The sequence below is a fragment of the Arthrobacter terricola genome, assembly GCF_004354015.1.
GTDB classification, from domain to species: Bacteria; Actinomycetota; Actinomycetes; order Actinomycetales; family Micrococcaceae; genus Arthrobacter; species Arthrobacter terricola.
In genome coordinates this window covers 68,344-88,698 of record NZ_SMRU01000010.1, presented here as the reverse complement: position 1 = coordinate 88,698, position 20,355 = coordinate 68,344, and the positions used below count along the sequence as shown (strand labels likewise).

General features: G+C 65.1%; 18 protein-coding genes. 9 read left to right on the top strand and 9 right to left on the bottom strand.

Going from position 1 to position 20,355, the window contains the following annotated elements; genetic code table 11:
- Positions 1-171 precede the first annotated feature (171 nt).
- Both E1809_RS10140 and E1809_RS10135 read left to right on the top strand, forming a co-directional pair.
- Complete coding sequence (locus E1809_RS10140; protein WP_133204181.1) at positions 172-933, top strand: isoprenyl transferase; 762 nt, start codon at positions 172-174, stop codon at positions 931-933.
- A 342-nt stretch (positions 934-1,275) separates the two neighbouring features.
- Positions 1,276-2,589 carry a PhoH family protein gene (locus E1809_RS10135; RefSeq protein ID WP_374102690.1) on the top strand — a complete coding sequence of 438 codons (1,314 nt, stop codon included), beginning with the start codon at positions 1,276-1,278 and terminating at the stop codon, positions 2,587-2,589.
- A gap of 82 nt (positions 2,590-2,671) precedes the next feature.
- On the opposite strand, the gene E1809_RS10130 is transcribed toward E1809_RS10135, so the two are convergent.
- Positions 2,672-3,442 (bottom strand): hypothetical protein, encoded by a 771-nt coding sequence (locus tag E1809_RS10130; RefSeq protein WP_133204108.1) that lies wholly within the window; start codon positions 3,440-3,442, stop codon positions 2,672-2,674.
- Between the two features lie 59 nt (positions 3,443-3,501).
- On the opposite strand from E1809_RS10130, the gene E1809_RS10125 reads away from it, so the two are divergent.
- Together E1809_RS10125 and E1809_RS10120 are read left to right on the top strand one after the other, a co-directional pair.
- Positions 3,502-4,035, top strand: coding sequence for a prepilin peptidase (locus E1809_RS10125; protein WP_133204107.1), 534 nt, complete (start codon positions 3,502-3,504; stop codon positions 4,033-4,035).
- A gap of 91 nt (positions 4,036-4,126) precedes the next feature.
- Positions 4,127-4,600, top strand: coding sequence for an NUDIX hydrolase (locus E1809_RS10120; protein ID WP_133204106.1), 474 nt, complete (start codon positions 4,127-4,129; stop codon positions 4,598-4,600).
- A gap of 153 nt (positions 4,601-4,753) precedes the next feature.
- On the opposite strand, the gene E1809_RS10115 is transcribed toward E1809_RS10120, so the two are convergent.
- The 3 genes from E1809_RS10115 to E1809_RS10105 form a co-directional block, all read right to left on the bottom strand.
- Positions 4,754-6,190 (bottom strand): class II fumarate hydratase, encoded by a 1,437-nt coding sequence (locus E1809_RS10115; protein WP_133204105.1) that lies wholly within the window; start codon positions 6,188-6,190, stop codon positions 4,754-4,756.
- A 97-nt stretch (positions 6,191-6,287) separates the two neighbouring features.
- Positions 6,288-6,902, bottom strand: coding sequence for a carbonic anhydrase (locus tag E1809_RS10110; protein WP_133204104.1), 615 nt, complete (start codon positions 6,900-6,902; stop codon positions 6,288-6,290).
- Between the two features lie 9 nt (positions 6,903-6,911).
- Positions 6,912-7,607: a DUF4245 domain-containing protein gene (locus E1809_RS10105; RefSeq protein WP_133204103.1), complete on the bottom strand. Its 696-nt coding sequence runs from the start codon at positions 7,605-7,607 to the stop codon at positions 6,912-6,914.
- A gap of 259 nt (positions 7,608-7,866) precedes the next feature.
- Between E1809_RS10105 and glpX the strand changes: the two genes are divergently transcribed.
- On the top strand, positions 7,867-8,886 hold the full coding sequence (gene glpX / locus E1809_RS10100; protein ID WP_374102689.1) for a class II fructose-bisphosphatase: 1,020 nt from the start codon (positions 7,867-7,869) through the stop codon (positions 8,884-8,886).
- 129 nt (positions 8,887-9,015) lie between these two features.
- On the opposite strand, the gene E1809_RS10095 is transcribed toward glpX, so the two are convergent.
- From E1809_RS10095 to E1809_RS10080, 4 genes are all read right to left on the bottom strand, one after another.
- Positions 9,016-9,951 carry a lipid II:glycine glycyltransferase FemX gene (locus E1809_RS10095; RefSeq protein WP_133204101.1) on the bottom strand — a complete coding sequence of 312 codons (936 nt, stop codon included), beginning with the start codon at positions 9,949-9,951 and terminating at the stop codon, positions 9,016-9,018.
- Between the two features lie 2 nt (positions 9,952-9,953).
- A complete protein-coding gene (gene manA / locus E1809_RS10090) occupies positions 9,954-11,204 on the bottom strand; it encodes a mannose-6-phosphate isomerase, class I (protein ID WP_133204100.1) in 1,251 nt (416 codons plus the stop codon).
- Between the two features lie 135 nt (positions 11,205-11,339).
- Positions 11,340-11,906 carry a 5-(carboxyamino)imidazole ribonucleotide mutase gene (gene purE, locus E1809_RS10085; protein ID WP_133204099.1) on the bottom strand — a complete coding sequence of 189 codons (567 nt, stop codon included), beginning with the start codon at positions 11,904-11,906 and terminating at the stop codon, positions 11,340-11,342.
- On the bottom strand, positions 11,903-13,090 hold the full coding sequence (locus tag E1809_RS10080; protein ID WP_133204098.1) for a 5-(carboxyamino)imidazole ribonucleotide synthase: 1,188 nt from the start codon (positions 13,088-13,090) through the stop codon (positions 11,903-11,905). The genes purE and E1809_RS10080 overlap by 4 nt, the downstream gene beginning before the upstream one ends.
- A 176-nt stretch (positions 13,091-13,266) precedes the next feature.
- Between E1809_RS10080 and E1809_RS10075 the strand changes: the two genes are divergently transcribed.
- Positions 13,267-13,821 (top strand): GtrA family protein, encoded by a 555-nt coding sequence (locus E1809_RS10075; protein ID WP_133204097.1) that lies wholly within the window; start codon positions 13,267-13,269, stop codon positions 13,819-13,821.
- Here the strand turns inward: E1809_RS10075 and E1809_RS10070 are convergent.
- Positions 13,808-14,506 carry a TIGR03089 family protein gene (locus E1809_RS10070; protein ID WP_133204096.1) on the bottom strand — a complete coding sequence of 233 codons (699 nt, stop codon included), beginning with the start codon at positions 14,504-14,506 and terminating at the stop codon, positions 13,808-13,810. The genes E1809_RS10075 and E1809_RS10070 overlap by 14 nt on opposite strands.
- Before the next feature lie 365 nt (positions 14,507-14,871).
- Between E1809_RS10070 and E1809_RS27390 the strand changes: the two genes are divergently transcribed.
- The 3 genes from E1809_RS27390 to E1809_RS10055 are packed head-to-tail and all read left to right on the top strand — an operon-like array spanning position 14,872 to position 20,355.
- Complete coding sequence (locus tag E1809_RS27390) at positions 14,872-15,417, top strand: WhiB family transcriptional regulator (RefSeq protein WP_133204095.1); 546 nt, start codon at positions 14,872-14,874, stop codon at positions 15,415-15,417.
- The gene (locus tag E1809_RS10060; protein ID WP_133204094.1) at positions 15,417-18,773 is read left to right on the top strand and encodes a glycosyltransferase family 2 protein; all 3,357 of its coding nucleotides are present in this window, start codon (positions 15,417-15,419) and stop codon (positions 18,771-18,773) included. The genes E1809_RS27390 and E1809_RS10060 overlap by 1 nt, the downstream gene beginning before the upstream one ends.
- Complete coding sequence (locus E1809_RS10055; protein ID WP_133204093.1) at positions 18,766-20,355, top strand: DUF5719 family protein; 1,590 nt, start codon at positions 18,766-18,768, stop codon at positions 20,353-20,355. Before E1809_RS10060 ends, E1809_RS10055 begins: the two co-directional genes overlap by 8 nt.

The following is a 20,355-nucleotide window of genomic DNA, read 5'->3' as shown; positions in this document are numbered from 1 at the left end:
AAACCCCCGCATGCGCCGACCGGTCAGCTTGGGAAGGTAGCCTTGGTGGTGCACCTGCGGCACGGGTCCGTAGGTGGCGATAGCAGTTTGGCCGGGGCCACCAGCCCCACCGGCCCGCCGCCGTCGTAGTTTTCCGCTGTTCTGTGCCCAGGAAGTCAGGTGAGTGTCCGGATGGAGTTGCCCGGGTTCCTTTATGGCTTCTACGAGCGCAAATTGCTCCGTTCCCTGGAACAGGACAAGATTCCCCGCCACATCGGAGTCATGGTTGACGGCAATCGCCGGTGGGCCCGGCAATTCAACGCTCCCACCAGCGAAGGCCACCAAGCGGGCGCGGACAAGATCCACGAATTCCTCGGCTGGTGCCAGGAACTTGGCGTCAAAGTAGTCACGCTGTACATGCTCTCGACGGACAACATGAACCGTTCCGGGGAAGAGCTCGAACTCCTCATGGGGATCATCGCCAACACCCTCGACCGGCTCGACGAAGACGCCGATATTTCGGTCCACGCCATGGGTGCGCCGGAGCTCCTGCCCGACTACCTGGCCGAGCGCCTCAATAAACTCACCGCCCGCACGCCCGTGCGCGAGAAGGTCCACGTGAATGTCGCCGTCGGGTACGGGGGCCGCCGCGAGATCGTCGACGCCGTCCGCGAACTGCTGCACGACGCCGTCGCGCACGGCCGGGACATGTCCGCGGTCGCGGATGAACTCTCGGTGGACGACATCTCACGGTTCCTCTACACCCGCGGCCAGCCCGATCCCGACCTCGTGATCCGCACCTCCGGCGAGCAGCGACTGTCCGGGTTCCTCATGTGGCAAAGTGCCTACAGCGAGTTCTACTTTTGCGAGGCGCTCTGGCCCGCGTTCCGGAAGATCGATTTCCTGCGCGCATTGCGCGACTACGCAGGCCGCCAGCGCCGATACGGTACCTGACCACGGTGTCGCGGCGGTGACAACGGCGTGATCCCGCGTTCACGGGAAGTTCACACGCTGTCTACGCGAATCGCCGTTTGCGGTCACCGGAAATGTAATTGCCCCGGAATACGTTATTCCCATCAGCAGGCAAACCGCCCGCTGATCGGGGAGGCCAGTAGATGGAGCGAAGCATCGCACCAGTTACGTGGGGGGCCCGCCCGGCCTTCCGGCCGAGCCGCCTTACGAAGAAAAGCCGGGCTCGCGCCCGGGGCTGGAGTCGATGTGGCCATTTCTGAGCAGCTGCCCGTAGTCGTTTCCAACGGGGAAGGTTCAACTATCGCCCGCGCCAAGCAGGCCAAAATCGAGCGGACCGCGACGTCCGACGTACTGACTGGCCGAAGCTACGTAATTGACACCTCAGTCCTGCTTTCGGACCCGCACGCATTGCTGCGCTTCGCGGAACACGAAGTCATTGTGCCGATTGTGGTCATCACTGAATTGGAAGGAAAACGCCACGACCCCGAATTGGGTTATTTCGCCCGCAAAGCACTCAGGCTCCTTGACGACCTGCGCATCGAGCACGGCGGCCTGAACCAACCCATCCCGATCGGTACCGACGGCGGTACCTTGCGCGTCGAGATGAACCACGTCTCCACCGAAGTCCTTCCCGCCGGATTCCGGGGGGCCGACAACGACAGCCGCATTCTCGCCGTCGCGAAGAACCTCGCCAACGAAGGCCGCAACGTCACGGTGGTTTCCAAGGACCTCCCGATGCGCGTCAAGGCCTCCGCGATGGGGCTGCTCGCCGACGAATACCGGAATGAACTCGTCAAGGACTCCGGGTGGACCGGCGTCGCGGAGATCGAGGCCAGTGAGGACGAGATCAACACGCTGTACGGCCACGAACCGGTATTCATCCCGGCCGCGGCCGAAATGCCGGTCAACACGGGCCTGGTGCTGCTTTCGAACCGGGGATCTGCCTTGGGCCGCGTGGGGGCGGACAAGCAAGTACGCCTCGTCAAAGGTGACCGCGACGTCTTCGGACTGCACGGCCGCTCGGCGGAGCAGCGTTTGGCGATCGACCTGCTCATGGACCCGAGCGTGGGAATCGTCTCGATCGGCGGCCGGGCGGGCACCGGCAAGTCCGCGCTCGCGTTGTGTGCCGGCCTGGAAGCCGTCCTGGAGCGCCGCGAACACCGCAAGGTCATTGTCTTCCGGCCCCTCTTCGCGGTGGGCGGACAGGAACTTGGCTACCTTCCCGGCTCCGAGGCAGAGAAGATGAATCCGTGGGCACAGGCCGTCTTCGACACCCTCGGAGCGCTCGTTAGCCAGGAAGTGGTTGAGGAAGTCATGGACCGGGGCATGCTCGAAGTAATGCCGCTGACCCACATCCGCGGCCGTTCGCTCCACGACGCGTTCGTGATCGTGGACGAGGCCCAGTCCCTCGAAAAGAACGTGCTCCTCACGGTCATGAGCCGGATCGGACAGAACTCGAAGATCGTGCTGACCCACGATGTCGCCCAGCGCGACAACCTCCGGGTCGGCCGGCACGACGGTGTTGCGGCAGTGGTGGAGACCCTCAAGGGCCACCCGCTCTTCGGCCACATCACGTTGACCCGCTCCGAGCGCTCGCCGATCGCGGCACTCGTGACGGAATTGCTCGAGGGGGCTTAGCGCAGTGCGAAGGGCCGTGGCCGGGTTCGCCCGCCACGGCCCTTCGCTTGCCCGGACTCTTGCCTGGACTACCGACGCTCGCTCAAGCGCGCGGGCCGATGTCCCAACTGATGTGCTTCCGGACGTCCGTGAGGTTCATCGATTGGGCGAGGAAGAGGTCATCCAGCATGTATTCGTCCACCCCGAGGATCCGCATCCAATGGCCCTGGCCGGAGGTGTCGCCGTCGAGCGACTGGCTGGCGACGCACACGCCGGTTCCTGAGTCGACGCGCAACAAGGTACGCCCCGGGAAGCAAAGCGGCTGGGTGGCGTCCGAAGGGACATAGGTGCGTCCCGGCGTCGCGATGGTTTCCAAGGCCGGGCGGCCCTCATGTTCCACTTCGCGGATGGGGCCGAGCTCAAGCCGGTTGGATTCGGGAAACTCGATGGGGACCGGTGCGTTGCCGGAGAGCTCCACGGGATCCAGCGCTGCCGCCAAGCGTCCGTTGCCGAAGGACGGCTCCCCGTAGGCGGCCTCCGGGCGTCGGCGGACCAAGCCGACGGCGTCGTACACGGGAGTCACGAGGTGGGCGGGCAAGAGCCAGGACTTGCGCTTGGAACCGAGGTATAGGCCGTCGCGGGAATCGTTGATGCCTGTGGTGCTGTGGAGGAGTTTTCCGTCCTGCGTTTCGAGCCGGAGCGCCCCCGGCCGCCGAAGCCACGCCCGGACGATGTCGCTTTCGTTGCCGGGGCGGTCAAGGTATTCGAACCTCAAGCTGGTCCATTTCCAGGGGGAGGAACGGCAGAGGTTCCGGAAGATCGAGGGCATGTCGCTGGTTTCGTTTCCTTGGATTCCTGCACTGAATCGCCCCATATCCACAGTTTAGACGTGCGTGACCGGCGAACGTTTGCGAAACCCGATAGCATCCGAGGGTGATCCGACGACTCGGCGAATTGTGGGGGACGAGTTTCCCGGCCTTCTGGCTCTTGCTTGCGGCATGCGTGTACTTTGCGATCATGGCTGCGCGGCTGACAGTCATTGACGTGCGCCATCACTTGCTGCCCAACAGGATCGTGTTCCCGTCGTACGCGATCGCTGGGGTGCTCCTGCTGGGCGCCGCGATCGCCGCGGGGACGTCCGACGGCGGTGCTTCCTTCCTTGGCGTGCCGTACTTGGGGATCGTGGCCGGGGGAGCGGTGTTGTGGGTTTTCTACTTCATCCTGCGCCTCGTCTACCCGCCGGGGATGGGTTTCGGCGACGTCAAACTCGCCGGCGTTCTTGGCCTCTACCTTGGCTACCTGGGGTGGGCCCATGTTTTCGTTGGAACATTCGCCGCGTTCCTCTTTGGCGGGCTGTGGGGCCTGGCGGTGCTGGTATCCCGGCGCGGCACGCTGAAATCGTCCATCCCGTTCGGGCCGTTCATGCTGGCGGGGGCCGCCGCGGCCATGCTGGTGCTGCCGGCCTGAACGGTCCTGCCGCGGACAAGGGCTGTCCTTCGGTCGACGCCGTGGGATACTCGCCCTACTGGCGGTTCCCATCCGGAAATGGAGGCTTTGAGTGGCAGTCCCGGAATTCATCTTGAACATCCGCGAGAAGATCGGGCACGATCCCTTGTGGCTGCCGGGCGTCCGTGGAGTGGTCCTGGACGGCGAGAACAGGGTCCTCCTGTGCCAGCGGGCGGACAACGGCCGGTGGACCTTGATTACGGGGATGCTGGAGCCGGGAGAGCACCCGGCGCCCGGACTGATCCGCGAGATCTTCGAAGAGACCGCAGTGGTTGCTGAAACGGAGAGGATCCTGGCTGTTGGCGTGATCGGTCCGGTCACTTACCCCAACGGCGACGTCTGTGACTTCCTGGATATCGCCTTCAAATGCCGTTATGTTTCCGGCGAGGCGAGGGTCAACGACGACGAGTCGATCGCCGTCGGGTGGTTCGATATCGACAACCTGCCGGAGATCAGCGCCGGCCACCGCGAAACCATCCGGCTCGCACTCGCGCCGGGCACCGACGTCGTCTACCAGCGCGATTGAGTTTTGTGTACACCTATTGACCCTTAAACGGCCTTGAACGGCCGTTTAAGGGGTGTGACGTGTACACAAACTCGGGGAGTACGACGGCGGCCGGCGCGTTCCGTGGGGAAGGCGCCGGCCGCCGTCGGGCTGGCTGAGTGAACGGGCCGGAGGCTAGGCCTTGTGGGCCGGGCGTGTCATGGTGGTGACGTCGAGGGCCTTGTCGAGCTGCTCTTCCGTCAATTCGCCACGCTCGAGGTAACCGAGGGAAACCACGGCTTCACGGATGGTCAAGCCTTCGGCGACGGCCTTCTTGGCGATCTTCGCAGCGGCTTCGTAGCCGATGAACTTGTTCAGCGGGGTCACGATGGACGGGGAAGCCTCGGCCAGGAAGCGGGCGCGCTCCACGTTGGCGGTGATGCCGTCGATCATCTTGTCCGCCATGACGCGGCTGGTGTTGGCCAGCAGGCGGATGGATTCGAGCAGGTTGGCGGCCATCACCGGGATGCCGACGTTGAGCTCGAAGGCGCCGTTGGTGCCGGACCACGCAATTGCGGTGTCGTTACCGATGACCTGGGCGCAAACCATGATCGAGGCTTCGCAAATGACCGGGTTGACCTTGCCGGGCATGATCGACGAGCCCGGCTGCAGGTCAGGGATGGCGATTTCGCCGAGGCCCGTGTTGGGGCCGGAACCCATCCAGCGGAGGTCGTTGTTGATCTTCATGAAGGAGATCGCGATATTGCGCAGCTGGCTGGAGCCTTCGATGAGGCCGTCGCGGTTTGCCTGCGCTTCGAAGTGGTCGCGGGCCTCGGTGAGGGGCAGTCCCGTGTCGGCGGCGAGGAGTTCGATGACGCGCTCCGGGAAGCCTTCCGGGGTGTTGATGCCGGTACCCACGGCAGTGCCGCCGAGGGGGACCTCTGCGACCCGCGGGAGGGCGGCGTTGATGCGCTCGATGCCGTAGCGGACCTGTGCCGCGTAGCCGCCGAACTCCTGGCCCAGGGTCACCGGGGTGGCGTCCATGAGGTGGGTACGGCCGGACTTGACGACGTCCTTGAACTCCGCAGCCTTGCGGTCGAGCGAGGCAGCCAGGTATTCCAGGGCCGGGATGAGGTCGTTGATCAGCGCTGAGGTAGCGGCAACGTGGACGGACGTCGGGAAGACGTCGTTGGAGGACTGCGAGGCGTTGACGTGGTCGTTCGGGTGGACAACTTTGTCGCTACCCTTGGCGGCCAGTGCACGGGAGGCGAGCTCGGCGATGACCTCGTTGGTGTTCATGTTGGAGGACGTGCCGGAACCCGTCTGGAAGACGTCGATGGGGAAATCGCCGTCGTACTTTCCGGCAGCGACCTCATCCGCGGCGTTGGCAATTGCCCCGGCGAGCTCGCCGTCGAGCACCCCCAGTTCGGCGTTTGCCAGGGCCGCGGCCTTCTTGACTCGGGCCAGGGCCTCGATGTGTGCGCGCTCAAGCGTCTTGCCTGAGATCGGGAAGTTTTCCACGGCGCGCTGCGTCTGGGCGCGGTACAGGGCGTTCACGGGGACGCGAACTTCGCCCATCGTGTCATGTTCAATACGGAACTCGGCCGTGCTGGATTCTTGAGTGGAAGTCATGGGGCTAGCTTATGGCGAGCGGCCGCTTGACCGAAAACCCGCTCTCCAACGCTACGGTCCGGCTTACGGGCCTCCGGGGAGGCCCGTAAGCAGGCTTTTAAAGTTGGCCGATGCCGGAAACCAGCGCCGCGCGGCCTTCGTCGAGTTTGTAGGAGAGCCCGACGACGGCCACCCGGCCGTCGTCGATGGCGTCGGAAATCACACGCGAGCTGTCAGCGAGCCGGTGCGCGGTCTGCCTGACGTGTTCCACCACCATGTCGTTCACTTCGGTCTCGTCGTTGCGCTTCGCGGTCAGGACGGACGGCGTGATGCGCTCCACGAGGGACCGGATGAAGCCTGTGGGCATCTCACCGGTTTCCACCGCAGCCTTGGTCGCCGTCACCGCACCGCAGCTGTCGTGGCCAAGGATCACGATGAGCGGAACATGGAGTTGGCTGATGCTGTATTCGAGGGAACCGAGGACGGCGTCGTCGATCACTTGTCCGGCCGTGCGGATGACGAAGACATCGCCGAGGCCGAGGTCGAAGATGATCTCGGCGGCGAGCCGGGAATCCGAGCAGCCGAAGATTACCGCGAACGGGTGCTGGTCGTTGACGAGCGAGCTCCGCCGGGATGCATCCTGGTTGGGGTGCTGGGATTCCCCGGCAACGAAGCGTTCGTTTCCTTCGCGCAAACGGCGCCAAGCAAGGGCAGGAGTCAAGTAAGTAGCCACTCGGCTACTTTACGGCTTGGTGGTGGCAGGCTGCGAACCTGTGTCGCTGGCGGGCGAGCTCGCGTCCGGGGAGGCGACAGGCGCCGCGTCCATCGCTTTCACCACGGCCGTGGCCATCGTGTCGAACTCATCGAAACCGGCCGTGCCGCTGAGGATGACAGTGGTGCCGCGGTAGTTGAGGACCAGGCTGCGGCTTCCCTTGCCAGTGTCATGGAGTTCCCAGTCATGCCCGCCGGCGCTCCGGGTGCCGGTGACCGGAGCGTTGCCGGTTTCCTGGTAGACCCACGTCGGGTTGCCCTTGCGGGTCTGGATTATCCCGATGAAAGCCTGCTTGGGAGTGAGGTAGCCGACCTCCCAGGTGGGGACGCCATTGTTGGTCCCGGATTCCCAGCGCGCGTAGTTCGGACTGAATGTTTCGCCGGTATTGGGTGCAACAGGTGTGAATCCCGCCACATCTTTGGCGTTGGCCGAAGTCGCCGCCACATCCACGTCCGGCCGGAAGGTGGCGCTCTTCGGGGCCGGGTTCATCAGCACGATCGGCAGGAACGCCAGGACGCACAGGAGCAGCGCAATGATCATCCCGATCACGGAGGCATTGGCCCGCTTGGCTGCTTTCGCCGCGATAACGGGCTTAACGACGGGTTGACCGGCCGGGACCGGGTGGCTTGCTGCGGCGGTGCCTTCAGTCAGGGAAGTGCTGCCCATTGCTTTGTCCTGCGTTTCACTCACCATCCAATAGTCCCCTATCCGCGCGTCTAATACACATCGAAGGGTGTGCGCAAGGGCTACTCTTAGGGACGGTCATCCCATGACCGAGGCGCTCTTCCGCGACTATGATCGTCCTATAACGAGGAATCATCCAGGCCGCCAGCTTCAAAAAACGCCAGGTTCAAAAAGGCTTGGTGTGGCCATTCCTGGTCCCACGAATCGCATCGAAGAAGAGGTTCACGTGTCTCCAGCGTCAATTTCCCCGAATTATTCCACTCTCTCGCCCGCACTCGCAGTTGGGACCGACGAGCCGGACCGTAACCTGGCCCTCGAACTGGTGCGCGTTACCGAGGCAGCGGCAATTGCCGGTGGTCACTGGGTTGGCTTCGGCGACAAGAACAAGGCGGACGGCGCAGCCGTCGACGCGATGCGTTCATTCCTCCACACCGTCCACTTCAACGGCGTCGTTGTCATCGGTGAGGGTGAGAAGGACGAAGCTCCCATGCTCTTCAACGGTGAGCAGGTTGGAGACGGCACCGGACCGGAGTGCGACGTCGCCGTCGACCCCATCGACGGAACCCGCCTCACCGCCCTCGGCATCAACAACGCACTCGCCGTGCTCGCCGTCGCTGAGCGTGGCTCCATGTTCGACCCCTCCGCCGTGTTCTACATGGAAAAGCTCGTCACGGGTCCGGAAGCTGCCGACATGGTGGACTTGCGCTTGCCGGTGAAGCAGAACCTGCACCTGATCGCCAAGGCAAAGGGCGTCAAGGTCAACCAGCTCAACGTCATGATCCTGGACCGTGACCGCCACCGTCCCCTCGTGCAGGAAATCCGCGACGCCGGTGCCCGCACCAAGTTCATCATGGACGGCGACGTCGCAGGTGCCATCGCCGCTGCCCGGTCCGGTACCGGCGTCGACGCCCTCATGGGTATCGGCGGTACGCCGGAAGGCATCGTGGCTGCATGTGCCATCAAGTCCCTGGGCGGCGTGATCCAGGGCCGTCTCTGGCCCACGAGCGACGACGAGAAGCAGAAGGCCATCGACGCCGGCCACGACCTCGAGCGCGTGCTGTCCACGAACGACCTCGTTACGAGCGACAACTGCTACTTCGCGGCCACCGGCATTACCGACGGCGACCTCCTCAAGGGTGTCCGCTACTCCAAGGACAAGGTTCTGACCCAGTCCATCGTGATGCGCTCCAAGTCCGGCACCATCCGCTTCGTCGATGCAGAGCACCACGCGAACAAGTGGGAAACCTACGCCCGTAAGTAAGCTTCGTGTGCAAAAAGCGCCCCATTGCTCTGCGGCTATCTCCTCGTTCCTCGTCGATTTGATGCCGCTCCCGCAACAGGGCGCTTTTTGCTGTCCCAAGGCTTTCGTCGGGCTAATTGGAAGAAGGGATTAACGCAGCTTGTCCCGAAGCTTCCGTGCCAGTTGGTAAGCGCCATACCGGAGCTTGTTCACCGGGAGGTCCCACGTTCCGGGGTACGAGATCTCGCGGCCCCCGAAGGATTTCTTGAACGCGGTGAAGCCGGCCCACTTGTGGTCGGGTTCGTCTTCCGGAGCAACACCCCAGAGGTCCACATGCTGGAGCCCCTTCTCTTTGGCGTCGGCCATGAGGGTGACGAGCAAGGGGATCCCCGCACTGAGCTTGCGGTGCGTGTCATCGAGCGCCGCGTGGGCGTAAGTCCGGGTGTCGGCGGAGTCGTAGGCCAAGGCCGCAGCGATCGGCTCGCCTTCGAGTTCGGCAACAAAGAGGGTCCCGACGCCGGCGGGCATGAGTGAGCGGGCCACTGAACCCAGGTACTCATCGCTTTGGGGTTTGAAGCCGTTGCGTGCCGCAGTCATGTGCAGGAAGTTCAGCAGGATGGAAATTTCTTCGGGATCCTGCGACGAGCGGAACGTGACGCCCTTTTTGTGGATGTTGCGGTAGAGGTTCCGGTTGGTGGATTTCATGGCCGCGAGGACGTCCTTGAAATCTCCGGCGAGGTCTACCACCCAACTCAATTCCGGCTGCTGGTTGGACGGCGCAGGCTGCAGGCCGCGCGCCCTGAGCACGGCATCGCCGTCGTCCGCTCCGAACCCGGCGGTGACGGGCTCGATCCGGACGAATACAGCCCCCGCACGGCGCGCGATGGCCACCAGGGCGGCGAGGGCGGCGTCGAACGCTTCAAGCGATTCCGCCACCGGACCGTAAGGCGCGTAGAGCACCTTTCCCGCAGGGTTCTTCTCTTCGATGGCGAGGAATCGCCAGCCCGGTCCCGACTGCTCGTGGACGGTGCGGCCGAGCGACCGCTGGAAGGAAGCCCACGCAGGCGTTTGCAGGAAATACTCCACCGCTAGTTCTCCTGCCCGGTGGTGACGGCGAAGGCGATGCTCGGTGCTGTGCTGCCCATTGCCGGGTGAACCATGACGGGTTCTTCCGAAGCCGGGATGAAGGCGCTTCCGCCATGTGCGAGGCCGAGCTCGCTCTTGGGGGAGTCGAGCACGACGTCGCCGGACACGACGAGGACGACGGCGGGACCCGCCTGGGCGAGCGGCACCGGTTCCGCGCCGGGAGCCAGTTCGATGCGCTGGAGCTGGAATTCACGGAACGGCGGCACATACACGTCCTGGCCAAGGCCGGTTGTGCTGGGCCAGATGTGTGGCACGCCGAGGGATTCGAATTCGATGTTCTTCAGGAGTTCGGGCACATCGACGTGCTTCGGGGTGAGTCCGCCGCGAAGCACGTTGTCCGAAGCCGCCATAACCTCGACGCCAAAGCCCTTGAGGTAGGCGTGGACGTTCCCGCCAGGCAAATAGATGGCATCGCCCGGATCCAGGAAGACGAGGTTCAAAAGCAAGGAAATCAAGACGCCGGGGTCGCCGGGGAACTCGTTGTTGATGCTTTGCAGCGCGGTGAGTTCCGCGGTGTGCTGGCCCATCGGAGCGCCGGAACGCAGGACCGAAACCACTTCCTCAGTAGCGGCAGAGACGGCCTCTCCGCCGTCGATGAGCCGTGTGAAGGCAGCCCGGAGGGCGGTGGATTCGTCGGACATCGAGAGGTCGGCGACGACTCCGGAGATGATTTCCGGAACCTCGATGACGGCGAGGTCCAAGAGCTTCGCGAGGTGTTCGAAAACGCGCCGGGAGCGTGCGGCGGGACGGAATCCGCACAGGGCCTGGAACGGCGTGAGGGCGAGGATCATTTCCGGCTTGTGGTTGTCGTCGCGGTAATTGCGTTCCGGCGAGTCGGCGGCCAGGCCGGCCGCGTTCTCCCGGGCGTAGCCTTCCCTGGCCTGCTGCAGGCGCGGGTGGACTTGCAGCGACAGGGGTTTGTCCGCGGCAAGAAGCTTGGTGAGGAAGGGCAATCGGGGGCCGAATTCGGCCACGCTGGATTCGCCAAGGAAATGGGCCGGGTCCGTGCTGATCAGTTCGTCCAGGCCAACGAGGGAACCGTCGGGACGCGTGGCCACCGACGGCGAGTCAGGGTGCGCTCCGATCCACAGCTCAGCTTCCGGGCCGCCCGAGGCGGGCCTTCCCAGCAACGAGGAGATCGCCGTCGTCGATCCCCACGCATACGGGCGCAATACGTTCTCAAGCTGGTACACGGCAGGGAATCCTTGTCGTCACGGAACTGGCAAATAGGTGGAATGGACTCGCCCCTTGCGGAAGGCGCACGGGACCGGTCAGGCCGGTCCCGGAGTGATGGGGGCCGGCCTGGCTGCTGGACAAACCCGGCACTCCTAGCGGCCGCTCCGCGCGGAGACGTTGGCGGTGGAGAATACCTCGGCCACCTTGTCGCGCAACCGGGCTCCCTTTTCGCTGGCCGTGTTGTTGAGTTCCTGGGCAAAGGTGAGGAGCTCGCCGCGCAATCGCACCGCGAAGTCGTCGCTTCCGGACGCGAGCATCCGAACGGCGAGCAGCCCCGCGTTGCGTGCCCCGCCGATCGACACGGTGGCCACGGGAACACCTGCGGGCATCTGCACGATCGACAGAAGGGAGTCCATGCCGTCGAGGGTCTTCAGCGGCACAGGGACGCCGATGACGGGCAGGGGAGTGACTGAGGCAAGCATGCCGGGCAAGTGGGCCGCTCCGCCGGCGCCGGCGATAATGACACGGATGCCGCGTTCATGCGCGGTTTGGCCGTAGCGGATCATCTCGGTGGGCATGCGGTGTGCGGAGACGACGTCGGCTTCGAAAGGGATGCCGAACTCGGCCAGGGCGTCCGCCGCGGCCTCCATGACGGGCCAGTCGGAATCCGAGCCCATGACAAGGCCGACGATCGGGGCTGCGGTTTTCTCTGCGCTCATGCGGTCTCCTCGGTGGTTGTCTCTGCCGGCAGGCGGCCATCACGGATGGTTTCGGCCACTACCGTGGCGCGCTTGCGGATGGAATCGACGTCCGCGGCCGACGTGCCGACCAAGTTGACGTGGCCGATCTTGCGGCCCGCGCGCACGGACTTGCCGTAGCAGTGGACCTTCGCGGCCGGCTCGTAGGCGAGGGCCTTCGGATAGGCGCTGAAAAGGTCCTCGTTGCTGCCGCCGAGGAAGTTCTTCATGACCACTACCGCACCCAAAGCGTCCGTGGCACCCAGCGGGAGGTTGAGGACAGCGCGCAAGTGCTGTTCGAACTGGCTCGTGACCGAACCATCCTGCGTCCAGTGGCCCGTGTTGTGGGGGCGCATCGCGAGCTCGTTGATCAAGAAGCCGACGCCGACGCCGGGAGTTTCAAAAAGCTCAGCGGCCATGACGCCGGTAACGCCGAGTTCATTGGCGATGCGCAAGGCGGCTTCTTCGGCGGCTGCGGCAACTTCCACGGGAATGTCCTGGGCCGGGGCGATGACTTCGTCGCACACACCGTCCACCTGGATGGTGTGGACCACCGGCCAGGCGCGGGATTCGCCGTCGGGAGTCCTCGCCACGAGCGCCGAAAGCTCGCGGCTGAATTCGACCTTAGCTTCTGCGAGCAGCGGGCTCATGGATTCGAACCAGTCGCTGGAGGACCGGGCGTCCTCGGCGGAGTGCAGGATACGCACGCCTTTGCCGTCGTACCCGCCGCGCGGGGTCTTCAGGACGATCGGCCACCCGGTTTCGTCGCCGAAGGCTACGAGGTCTTCCACGCCGTGGACTGCTGCCCACGCCGGGTTGGGGAGGCCGAGCCTGTCGATCGCCGCGCGCATCACGAGCTTGTCCTGTGCGTTGACGAGGGCGTCAGGGCCCGGCTGCACGTTGACGCCGGCCTCGATGAGGGCACGCAGGTGTTCGGTGGGGACGTGCTCGTGGTCGAACGTCATGACGTCCAGGCCTTTGGAGAATTCGAGCAGGGCCGCCAAGTCCTTGTAGTCTCCGACGGGAGCCGTTGCCACTGCCTGGGCCGCCGAAACGTCCTCGCCTTCGGCCAGGACCCGGAGTTCAAAGCCGAGGGCTGTTGCTGCCGGAGCCATCATTCGGGCGAGCTGGCCGCCCCCCACCACACCAATTACTGGAAAAGTCACAAGGTTCAGCCTACCGAACCGGCGGCCGGATCCTTGATTCCTCGTCGGTTTTGAGACTAATCAGGGGTGCTTTGGCGGCCTTGGAGCCCGGATCCATTCGGCGGGCTCCAAGGAAACGGCGCTAAAATGGGGATTTCGGCCCATCGGCCCCCAAATAACCACGGCCATGGAGGGTCATGATCAATTCACTTGCAGATCGCATGCGCGGGCTTGCCTCGCTCTTTTGGCGCGAAGTAGCCAAGTTCGGCGCTGTCGGCGGTGTTGGGTTCGTCATAGACAACGGCCTCACCTACTATCTCATGCACGGTGCGATGTCGGACAGTGAAGCGAAGGCCCGTTTTGTCGGCGCTACCGCAGCCACGATCTTCTCGTGGGTTGCCAACCGGTTCTGGACCTTCCGGCACCGCCGCCAGGCAAACGTGGTCCGCGAATTCGTCATGTTCATCGTGATCAACGGCATCGGCATCGGCATTTCCACAGGCTTCACTGCCATCGCCAAGTACGGCATGCACATCGAGGACAAGAACATCCTGTTCGGCGCCGGCGTCGTGGGCATTTTGGTTGCGACGGTGGTGCGCTTCTTCGCCTACCGGTTCCTCGTGTTCAACCAGGAGCTGGACGAAGAGCCGGCCTTCTCGCACGACCACGAGCTTATTGAAGCCCGCCGGAGGGCGGGGAACCTCGAGGAGTCCGGTTCCGAAGAAGGCGAAGAGTCACTTAAGCGCCGCTGACGCGTTCGTTGTCCAGCAGGTGCTGGGTGACCTCGACGTCCGGATGCACCAGGACGACGGAGCCGTCTTTCGTCCACGCCCCCAGGGCGTGGGAAAGGGCGGCTTCCAGTCCGTCCCCTGCCCGGACCAGCAAGCGGACCCCCGATTCATGGTCGGAGGCGAAACCGTCAAGCAATTCACTGTGCGCGTGCGCGGCGTCCGCGCGGCGCAGCGCAGGCAGCGCGGCGTCCGGTTCGGCATGGGCCATGAACACGTCGCCGTGCGAACGGACTTCGGCCGCATAGTCGACGACGCCGATCGGCAGCTCTCCGGGCCAGCGCATCGCGAGTGCTGCGAGCGGAACGGCGACGACGGCGTCGAAGTCCGCGCCAGCGCCGGCGTCGGGGGTGTCCGTGACCAGGAGGTCCGCTCCGCCGCCGTCGAGCACCAGCTCCATTCCCACTTGCCAACCGGCCAGCGCCCATACGAGGGACTTCCAGTGGGCGGGCAGGTCAAGGCGCAGGCTCATGCCCGGTTCGGCGTCGAGTTCGTCCTGGAGCAGGTTGCTGGTCTTGGCCACCCAGTTATCAAGGACACGGCCTGAAAGCTCCACCCGTTCGGCGTCCGGCCCGTACCAGGTGAGCCGGGGTGACGTGGCATTTCCGGAGCGGAGGGATGCCATCAGGTTTGTCGCGGGGGTGCTCATGGCTACATCTTGCCACGCGGTCCGCCAGCAGTCGCCGGAGAAAGTGAATTGCGCCACATGGTCTAAGGCTGCAATGATGGCTTTGCCCGGTCGTTGATGGATGAAATTCGCGAAAATTCAAGAGAATTTCATCTCAATTGATGCGAGGCTACCGTTTCCCGCGGCGACACGCGGAACGCGCGGAAAAAATCCCGGGCGTGGCGCGGCCGGAATTCCTCCGGAATGTTGATTATTATCCCGGCGCAGCTTGACGGCCCGGTAGTTACACACGTGTAATTAGGTATCGAAAGCCGTTGCGGTTAGATCGGATACACCACCGAGTACCGAATGAGCACGGCAGCAGCTGCAACATCAGGAGGGGCGCCATGGGGCATGCGTTGCGTATCCAGGAAGATGCAGTCGTCGCAGACTACGCGGCGGTTAAATACCGTTCGCGGGAAGTTCCGGGGGACTGGTACGTCGACCCGGCAGATCCGGAAGCGGCGGACCGCTACATCGAGACAACCCGTGAAGCACTCGAAGACCAGGCAACAGCCTTCCTCGCCGCCCATGAGGTACTTGTAGGCGAGGCCGCGGCAGATCCGGAGGACGATCTCGACGATCCGCCCTTGGAACTGCTCAGTCCGCTCGACAACCCGGCGCAGCCGGTGTGGATCGGACTCCCCGGCCAGGGAGAGTTCGACGACGAGGGTGAACTTGGCTGGCAGACGGACGCTTTGTGCGCCCAGACGGATCCCGAGGCCTTCTTCCCCGAAAAGGGAGGCTCGACGCGGGATGCCAAGAAAGTGTGCGGGGCCTGCAACGTCCGTTCGCAGTGCCTTGAATACGCACTCGCCAACGACGAACGTTTTGGTATCTGGGGCGGGCTCTCCGAGCGTGAGCGCCGTAGGTTGAGGAAGCGAGCAGTCTGATTCTCAAAGCAGTACACGTTACCGCCGTCGTCGTCTCCCACGACGGCGGTAACTATCTCCCCAGAACATTGGCGGCTCTTCTGGACCAGACGCGTCCGGTAGATGCCGCCATTGGCATTGATACGGGCTCACGGGATAGCTCCCTGGCACTGTTGCAGAGGGCCTTCGGCGAGGCCAATGCCACCAACATCGGCGAGGCGAAGGGCGGGTTCGGCGCGGCCGTCATGGCCGGGTTACCCGCTGCCGTTGGTGGACCCGGTACCGCTGCTGAACCCGGCGCCCCCGGTGAATCCAGCCCGGTCGAGTGGATCTGGCTCCTTCACGACGACGCTGCCCCGGCGCGTGACGCGCTGGCCGAACTCCTCCAGGCCGTCGAACGTGCCCCCTCAGTCACCGTGGCCGGTTGCAAACAGCTGGCATGGGACGCCGAGCGCCGGCTGATCGACGCCGGTCTGTCCACGAGCCGCTGGGCCGAGCGCCTGACGCTCATCGAGGCAGATGAGCTCGACCAGGGCCAGTACGACGGACGAACCGATACTTTCGCCGTGAACTCGGCGGGCATGCTGATCCGCCGGGACGCCTGGGAGGAACTGCGGGGCTTTGACCCGGCGTTCCCCGGCGTGGGCGACGACGTCGACTTCTGCTGGCGAAACTGGCTCGCAGGCAACAGGGTGGTGCTGGTTCCCGCTGCGCGCATGTTCCATGTGGAGCACCGCCCGAACGGGCTCGCGACGCCCTCCGCGGCCCGCAAGAGCCAAGTCCATTTGAGGCTCACCCATACTGCGCCGTGGAAGGTACCGATCCACTGGATCGGTGCACTCCTCGGCAGCTTGCTGAGGTTCGTGGCGAGCGTCCTGGTCAAGGAACCCGGCTACGGGTTCTCCCAACTCGGCGCAACGCTGGCCGCTTTGTTCCGGCCCCGCGCGCTTTGGCGTTCCAGGCGGAACGCCCGCCGAACGCGCCGCGTTCGCCGTTCTGTCATCAGGGGCCTCCAGACGTCACGCCGCGAGGTGTGGGCCCACCGCCGCTCGCTCGTCGAAGCGATTGGCGGAGACGATTTTCCTGAGGCCCCCGACTCGCAGTCGTTGGAGCCGAGCGGCGATTCCGCCGACGATTTCGCCGACCTCGCCACCAATGAGCGAGGATGGATCGGCGCTGGCGCGGTGGCTGCCGGAATTATTGCCTTTATTGCATCCGCCGTCGGATTGCTGGGCCTCTGGGGTGCGGGCGGCGTCGTTGGTGGCGGGCTCTTGCCATTGGATGCTGCCAGCGACATTTGGCGTTCGGCGTCGAGTTGGTGGATTGGCCTGGGCGCCGGCCTGCCCGGACATGGCGACCCCTTCGGCTACGTACTATGGCTGGTGGCAATCCTGGGCGGGGGCGACTCCAACACGTCCGTTGTGTGGCTGCTGCTGCTCGCCATGCCATTGGCCGGTCTTGGCGCCTGGTTTGCGGCTGGCTCCATGACCACGCTGCGCCGGTACCGCTTCATCGCCGCGCTGGTGTGGGCCGCCGCCCCCGCCCTGCAAGTTGCCGTCAACCAGGGGAGGGCAGGAGCGCTTGTTGCCCACGTCGCCATGCCCTTTCTTTTCCTGGCGCTCATGCGGGCCACGGGATCGGCACCCGGCCGGGACACGTCGTCGGCGTCGCCGAAGGCATCCGCCCCGGTGGCGGTCCGGAAGGCTCCCGGCAAACCGGGGACCAACGGCACGCCGTCCTGGACGGCTGCAGCGGCGGCCGGGCTCGCGCTGGCCGTTGTGACCGCTTCAGCGCCGTCCTTGCTGCTTCCCTCGGCTGTCCTCATTGTCCTGTGCGGTGTCTTCCTCGGACGGCGCGGAAAGACCATGTGGTGGGCCCTGCTTCCGAGCGCCGCACTGTTCGCACCGTATGTGTTGTCCGTCCTCGAGCGGCCCCGCGCGCTGCTGGCGGATCCGGGATTGCCGCTGCAGTTTGATGCCGCTCCGCTGTGGCAGCAGTTCCTCGGCCAGCCGTTGAAGTTTGATATCAATGGCGGCCTGGCCGGGTTGTCGATCTTCGGTCCCTCCGGTGTGCCGTGGGCGCTGCTCCTCGCGGTGTTGGTCGGCGGGCCTGTGCTCCTGCTCGCGGTGGCCGGCCTGTTCGTTCCGGGACGCCGCTCGAACATCGCACGGCTCCTCTGGGCGGCCGCCCTCGTTTTCCTCGCCTGGGCCTGGCTCGCTGGACATGTGGCAAGCAGCGCCAATGGCAACCAGCTTGTTTCGACGTTCACGGGTCCGGCCGTCTCGGCTGCAGGCTTCGCGATCCTCGGAGCCGCGCTGATCGGCGCGGACAACCTTTTCCAAGTGGGTGCGAAGCCGGGGAACGGCCGTTTGGCCGGCCATGCCGCACAGCGGACTACCTCAGCCGTGGCTACGCTCCTCCTGGTCGCCGGTCCGTTGGCAAGCATGGGCGTGTGGGCAACCCAGAACGTGGTCGGAAGTACCGGAACGTCCTCCGCGGGAGCCCTCGGCGCTGCACGCCTGGTCCAGCCGGCGGCCCAGAACACGCTTCCCGCCACCGCCGTCGACCACGGCCTCGGGCCGGAACAGACCCGCACGCTGGTCATCACGGAAGATGACGACGGCGGCTACACCTCCTCGCTCATGCGGGGCTCCGGCACCACTTTGGACTCGCTTTCCACCATTGCCTCCGCCAACTCAATCGTCGGTGCGCCGGGACAGGAAAAACTCGTTGCCGACGACGACGCGACAGCGTCAATCAGGAACGCCGTGGCCACGATCGTCGCGGGAATCGGCGTGGACCCGCGTCCGGGCCTCGAAAAGCTCGGCGCCGGATTCGTGGTCCTCAAGGCTGACGACACCGTTGCTCCGCTGACCGCAAGCAGGATCGACTCGGTTCCCGGACTGGTGGCCGTCGGAAAGACTGACTCCGGATGGTTGTGGCGCGTGACACCGCTCAACCCGGCAGCCAATGCCGACGCGGAAACAGCGCACCGGGCGAGCGTCGTGGACGCCAAAGGCTCAGTTGTTGCGCTCCTGCCGTCGGACGGAAGCTCAGTTGAAGCCACAATTCCCGCGGGCGACGACGGCCGGCAGCTTGTGCTCGCTGAGCGGGCGGACGCCGGCTGGAGCGCGTGGCTGGATGGCCGCCAGCTAAGCCCGACGACGTCGGGATGGGCCCAGGCGTTCAGCTTGCCGACCACCGGCGGCAAGGTCGAAGTCCGCTACATCACCCCGTGGGAGCCGTGGCTCGGCGTCCTGCAGGTGGTCGTTATTGGACTGACTGTGTTGCTGGCTATCCCGATGCCCGCTCGGAGGCCGAAGGCGGGCGTCCTGAAGGAACAAAACTCCCTCCGTAAGGAATACAGCAGTGTCTAAGAAGAACCGCACTAAAAAGAATGCCGTGGTGGTCGGCGTGCTGTCTGCCGCGGTTCTTCTCGCGGCCGGTGCGGGCATGGTCTCGGCTGCGTCCATCGTTCCGGCACCCGCGGGCAGCAAATCGGTCGACCCCTCTTTCGCCAACGTTCCGGCCGGCCAGGCGACCGCCGTGTGCCCCGGGGCGCCCCGCCTCGCCGACGGTAGCGCGGAGGGCACAGACAACCAGTTCAGCCCTGTTTCGCGTTCGGCCAAGACGTTCCTCGACGCCCTGGTCTTGAGCGATGCCTCCGGTTCTGTACCTCGGAGCGGGCTCGCGGCGCTGAACGGTTCGCCGTTGGCCGAGATCGCCAAGGCTCCGGCGTCTGCGCCGGCTCCAGCACCCGGACCTCCCGTCCTCAAAGCCGGGGTTGTCGCCCAGAGGCCGATGGGGGACGTCACTGTGGTTGACGCCGATCCGGTCGGCGGCCAAAAAGCCGCAGTGGCCGGTTTGATGAGCTATTCGGCGAACGACGGCGATCTCCGCGGCCTCGCGGCCGCCCCTTGCCAGCAGCCCGGAAACGACGCGTGGCTTGTCGGCGCGAGCACGGCCCTTGGACGCACAGCGGTGTTGAACATCAGCAATCCTTCGGGAACGCCTGCCACGGTCAACCTCGACCTGTACGGCGCCCGCGGCCAGGTCCAGGCGTCCGACAGCCGTGGCTTGTTGGTCTCGCCTGGGAGCACCCGCTCCATCAACCTGGCCGGCCTGGCCCCCAACGAAGGCCAGCTCGCTGTGCATTTGCGCAGCAGTGGCGGCCCGGTTGCCGCGAGCATCCAGCAGAGCATCCTGCGCGGACTGACTGCCGGCGGCGTGGACATCATTACGCCCGGCGCTACAGCCGCGGATTCACAAGTCATGACGGGCGTCGACATCCAGGACCCCGGTGTCGTGAAGTCCCTCGCGGACAAGCCGGGCTTCGCCGACGTCGTCCCAACCTTGCAGATCGCCGTTCCGGGCTCCGTCGACGCGGTAGTTGACGTGCGCTTGTTCGGGCCGAACGGCCAGCGCGCGCTGCCGGGCGGGGGAGCGGTGACCGCGAAGGCAGGATCCGTTACCCAGGTGCCGCTGACCGGCGTTCCCGCCGGCATGTACACAGTGAGCGCGACGTCGGATGTCCCCTTCGCTGCGTCGACCCGGGTCACGCGCGGGCTCAAGGCGGACTCGCCGGTGGACTTCGCGTTGTCTCCCGCTGCGGTCCGCTTGGGCAGCCAGCATGTCGTTGCAGTTCCGCAGGACGGCACCCGGTTCTTGAGTTTCGGCGTGCCGGAGGGGCGGGCGACCGTCAGCTACACGCCGGTTACTTCCGACGGCAAAGTCCACAAGACCGAAACAGTCGATATTGCCGGGGGAACCACATCGGTGATCGAGGTCCCGGACAAGTCTGACGGCGCGGCTGTCTCGGGATTCATCGTCTCGGCCTCGGGCGATGCGGCCTACGGCGCGCTCGTGCTCGGCCAAAGCGACCAGCCGGGGATTTCCGTACTCGCCATCCAGGACGGCGCCGCAGGGCAGGAAAAGGTCCAGGTCACCCTGGGTTACTGA

Coding starts and splice junctions, on each gene's coding strand:
- E1809_RS10105 (WP_133204103.1), bottom strand. CDS start 7,607: ATGGGCAGCACTTCCCTGACTGAAGGCACCGCCGCAGCAAGCCACCCG.
- E1809_RS10070 (WP_133204096.1), bottom strand. CDS start 14,506: ATGAGCACCCCCGCGACAAACCTGATGGCATCCCTCCGCTCCGGAAAT.
- E1809_RS27390 (WP_133204095.1), top strand. CDS start 14,872: ATGGGGCATGCGTTGCGTATCCAGGAAGATGCAGTCGTCGCAGACTAC.
- E1809_RS10130 (WP_133204108.1), bottom strand. CDS start 3,442: ATGGGGCGATTCAGTGCAGGAATCCAAGGAAACGAAACCAGCGACATG.
- E1809_RS10075 (WP_133204097.1), top strand. CDS start 13,267: ATGATCAATTCACTTGCAGATCGCATGCGCGGGCTTGCCTCGCTCTTT.
- E1809_RS10140 (WP_133204181.1), top strand. CDS start 172: ATGGAGTTGCCCGGGTTCCTTTATGGCTTCTACGAGCGCAAATTGCTC.
- E1809_RS10115 (WP_133204105.1), bottom strand. CDS start 6,190: ATGACTTCCACTCAAGAATCCAGCACGGCCGAGTTCCGTATTGAACAT.
- purE (WP_133204099.1), bottom strand. CDS start 11,906: ATGAGCGCAGAGAAAACCGCAGCCCCGATCGTCGGCCTTGTCATGGGC.